Here is a 229-nt window from a genome sequence, read left to right on the forward strand (position 1 = left end):
CCCTGGGCCTGCCAGGACCGGCGATAGTCGCGGAAGCGCAGGACCATCCGTTCCCAGAACAGTTCGTCCTGGTTCAATCGGTCCAGGGTCGCCCAGTCCAGGTGCAGGCTGCGGGTAGCCAGGGCGACCCGCAGCAGCGCATCGGCGCCGGGGTCGGCGCAGGCACGCAGCCAAAGCAGCAGGTCGGCGGCTTCCTGGCTGTCGAACACCGAGTCGCGGTCGGACAGGT

The 229-nt window shown here is 69.4% G+C and carries 1 protein-coding gene; it reads right to left on the reverse strand.

The genetic code is table 11. The features are described 5' to 3' along the window. A partial coding sequence (locus ACLJNW_RS29230) for a hypothetical protein (protein WP_410962173.1) occupies nt 1-229 on the reverse strand: 229 nt, incomplete at both ends.

Origin of the sequence: Salmonella sp. SAL4457, from assembly GCF_046548235.1 — a bacterium.
GTDB lineage: Bacteria > Pseudomonadota > Gammaproteobacteria > Enterobacterales > Enterobacteriaceae > Salmonella > Salmonella enterica.